Annotated in this window: 2 protein-coding genes and 2 pseudogenes; 2 read left to right on the top strand and 2 right to left on the bottom strand. The window is 72.5% G+C overall.

What is annotated here, in order from left to right; all coding sequences use genetic code 11:
- Nucleotides 1-208 precede the first annotated feature (208 nt).
- Both GJ633_RS15330 and GJ633_RS15335 read left to right on the top strand, forming a co-directional pair.
- A pseudogene (locus tag GJ633_RS15330) lies at nucleotides 209-818 on the top strand (MFS transporter); the annotation flags it as partial.
- Nucleotides 819-853: 35 nt separating this feature from the next.
- Nucleotides 854-2,134 (top strand): amidohydrolase, encoded by a 1,281-nt coding sequence (locus GJ633_RS15335; RefSeq protein WP_156589488.1) that lies wholly within the window; start codon nucleotides 854-856, stop codon nucleotides 2,132-2,134.
- Between the two features lie 83 nt (nucleotides 2,135-2,217).
- On the opposite strand, the gene GJ633_RS15340 is transcribed toward GJ633_RS15335, so the two are convergent.
- Nucleotides 2,218-2,646 carry a Rieske 2Fe-2S domain-containing protein gene (locus tag GJ633_RS15340; protein ID WP_321169121.1) on the bottom strand — a complete coding sequence of 143 codons (429 nt, stop codon included), beginning with the start codon at nucleotides 2,644-2,646 and terminating at the stop codon, nucleotides 2,218-2,220.
- Nucleotides 2,647-2,650: 4 nt separating this feature from the next.
- A pseudogene (locus tag GJ633_RS15345) lies at nucleotides 2,651-3,124 on the bottom strand (electron transfer flavoprotein); the annotation flags it as partial.

The raw sequence follows: 3,124 nt of genomic DNA on the forward strand, positions 1-3,124 counted from the left end.
CGTCGGCTCCGTCGTCGGCGGGGCGCTCGCCGACCTCGGCACGCTCTATCCGGTGTACGCCGGCGCGGCGGTACTCGCCGGCGCGGCGGTGATCGCGGCGACCGTCGACGAGCGGTCCGACGGTGACGAGCGGTTCGACGGTGACGAGCGGTCCGACGGCGACGGGCCCGGACGCGGCGGCTCCCGTCCCGGGTTCCGCGACGTGCTCGTCCGGACGCGGTCCACGCGCGGCCTGCTCGTCCCCCTGGCGTTCGGCTTCGTCGACCGGCTGACGGCGGGGTTCTTCGCGCTCGTCGGCGTGTACTACTTCCAGGACCCGTCGACGTTCGGCCTCTCGGCCGCGGGCGCGGGCGCGACGCTCGCGCTCTTTTTTCGTCCCGTTCGCGCTGCTGCAGTCGCCGTTCGGAACGCTCTCGGACCGGATCGGCCGGACGCTCCCGGTGGTCGCCGGGTCGCTCGCGTACGGGGTCGTCACGATCGGCGTCGGCGTCGCGCCCGTCTACCCGCTCGCGGCCGGGCTGATGGTCCTCGTCGGGGTCTGCGGCGCGCTGATGGCGCCCGCGACGATGGCGCTCGTCACCGACCTCGTCGAGCCGGAGGCCCGCGGGGCGGCGATGGGGCTGTTCAACGTGTTCGGCTCGCTCGGTTTCCTCACGGGCTTTCTCGTCGGCGGCGGCGCCACCGGCGCGTTCGGGTACACGCCCGCGTTCCTCGCGGTCGGCGGGCTCGAACTCGCCGTCGCCGTGGCGCTGCTGCCGGCCGTCCGCGCGATCGCGCCTGACGACAGCCTGATCGGACGGATCGGCGCCGACGGGTGAGGACGTTTTAAGCGCTCGCCGAGAAACCGGCGCGTATGAGCGCTCGCGACAGCGACGAGTACCGCGCGTTCCGCCGCGACCTCCACCGCCACCCAGAGCCCGCGTGGCGCGAGTTCTACACCACCGCCCGGATCGTCGAGGCGCTCCGGGATCGGGACCTGACGGCCCTGCACGTCGGCCCCGACGCGCTGGCGGCGGGCGAGCGCATGAACGTCCCCGACGACGACGAACTCGCGAGGTGGGAGTCTCGCGCCCGCGAGGCGGGTGCCGACCCCGAGACCGTCGACGCGCTCTCGGGCGGGTACACCGGCTGCGTCGCGGTCGCGGAGCGCGGCGACGGTCCGGTGGTCGCCCTGCGGGTCGACATCGACGCCCTCCCGGTCACGGAGTCGACCGCCGACGACCACGTTCCCGCGGCCGAGGGGTTCCGCTCGGAGCACGAGGGGTACATGCACGCCTGCGGCCACGACGCCCACGCGACGATCGGGCTGGGGGTGCTCGACGCGGTCCTCGACTCGGCGTTCGAGGGGACCCTCAAGGTGTTCTTCCAGCCCGGCGAAGAGCAGGTGGCCGGCGGCAAGGCGATGGCGGCGTCGGGTCACCTCGACGACGTGGAGTACCTCTACGCGGTCCACGTCGGCCTCGATCACCCCTCCGGGGAGATCGTCTGCGGGGTCGACGGGTTCCTCGCCGTCCGCCAGTTCCGCGCCGAGTTCGCGGGCGAGTCGGCACACGCCGGCGCGCGCCCGGAGACGGGCCGCAACGCGGTACACGCGATGGCGACGGCGGTCCAGAACCTCCACGCGATCCCGCGGCACGCCGACGGGACGACCCGAGTGAACGCCGGCGTCGTCGGCGGCGGAACGGCCACGAACGTCGTCCCCGAGTCGGCGTTTCTCGAAGGGGAGGTCCGCGGAGCGACCACGGAGCTGTCCGGGTACATGTCCGACTGCGCCGACCGGATCCTCGACGCGTCGGCGGCGATGCACGGCTGTGAGGTGACCGTCTCGACGAGCGGCGAGGCGCCGAGCGGCCGGAGCGACGACGCGCTCGCCGGGATCGTCGGCGGGGTGGCGAACGACGTGGCGGGCGTCGATCGGATCCTCGACCGCGACGACCTCGGCGGGTCGGAGGACGCCACGTACCTGCTGAAGCGCGTCCAGGAGAACGGCGGGCTCGCCTGCTACGTCGGCGTCGGAACCGACCACCCCGGGGGACACCACACGAGCAGGTTCGACGTCGTCGAGGACGACATCGCCGTCGGGATCGACGTGCTCGCCCGCGCCATCCGGCGGGTCGCGGAGAGCCGTCCCTAGGCCGCCAGCGTCCCTCTCCCCGCCCCGTCAGAATCGCCCCGTCAGAATCGCAGATGCGATCCGTCAGAACCGTGTTCGACCCGTCAGAACCGCAGGTGCGACGTGGATCCCGGATCGTCGCCGTCGCCCTCGTCGTCGGGGAGCCCCTCGTAGAGGTACGTGACGCCGTCGTCGGTGAGGTAGACGGTTCCGTCGCGGACCGCGATAGCGACGGCGCGGAGATCCGTCCCCGCCGCCGGGCCGTTGTCACACGACCCCGCACAGGCGTCGAACGACGACCCGTGTTTCGGGCAGACGACGTCGCCGTCGCGGACGACCGCCCCGACACCCTCGCGGTGGAGGCGCTGTGCCTCGTGGGTACAGCGGTTGACCCACGCGCGGACCGGCGGGTCGCCGTCGCAGGGGAGCAGGACCACTCCCAGGTCGTCGTCGTCGCCGTCGCGGACGGTGAACGCCCACGATCCGCGCTCGCGAACGGTCTCGACCGTGGTGATCCGGTAGTCGCCAGCCACGGGCTCAGTACTTCGCGTCGGCCCCGGTCGTCTCGTACACCCGGTCCATGATCGCGTCGCGCTCGCGGGTCCAGTTGGCCATCGCGGCGGGGCTCGTCGGGTAGTCGTCGTAGTGGGCGAGCAGCTCGTCCGCGAGCGACTTCGTCTGGTAGAAGTTCCGTATCGTTCCCCAGTACCCGAAGCTCTTGATCGCCGCTTTCACCTTCAGGCCGAACGACATCGACGTGGAGCCCTCGTAGAGCGCCTCCGCGAGCTTCTCGCCGGGCAGCGACGCGAGCAGCCCCATCAGGTCGTCGACGTCGACCGCGGTCGAGAGCACGTTGTACACGTCGAGCCCGGCGTACCGGCCGCCGAAGTGGTCCATCACGCGGGTGTTGTACCGCCACAGGTTCTCCTCCGAGGCGTCGCCGTCGGAGACCGCCTTCACCGCCTGCTCGCCGGCGTACTTGCCCGCGTACGCCGCGCCGGCGATGCCGCC

It is taken from the genome of Halorubrum sp. CBA1125 (assembly GCF_009742825.1).
Lineage (GTDB): Archaea > Halobacteriota > Halobacteria > Halobacteriales > Haloferacaceae > Halorubrum.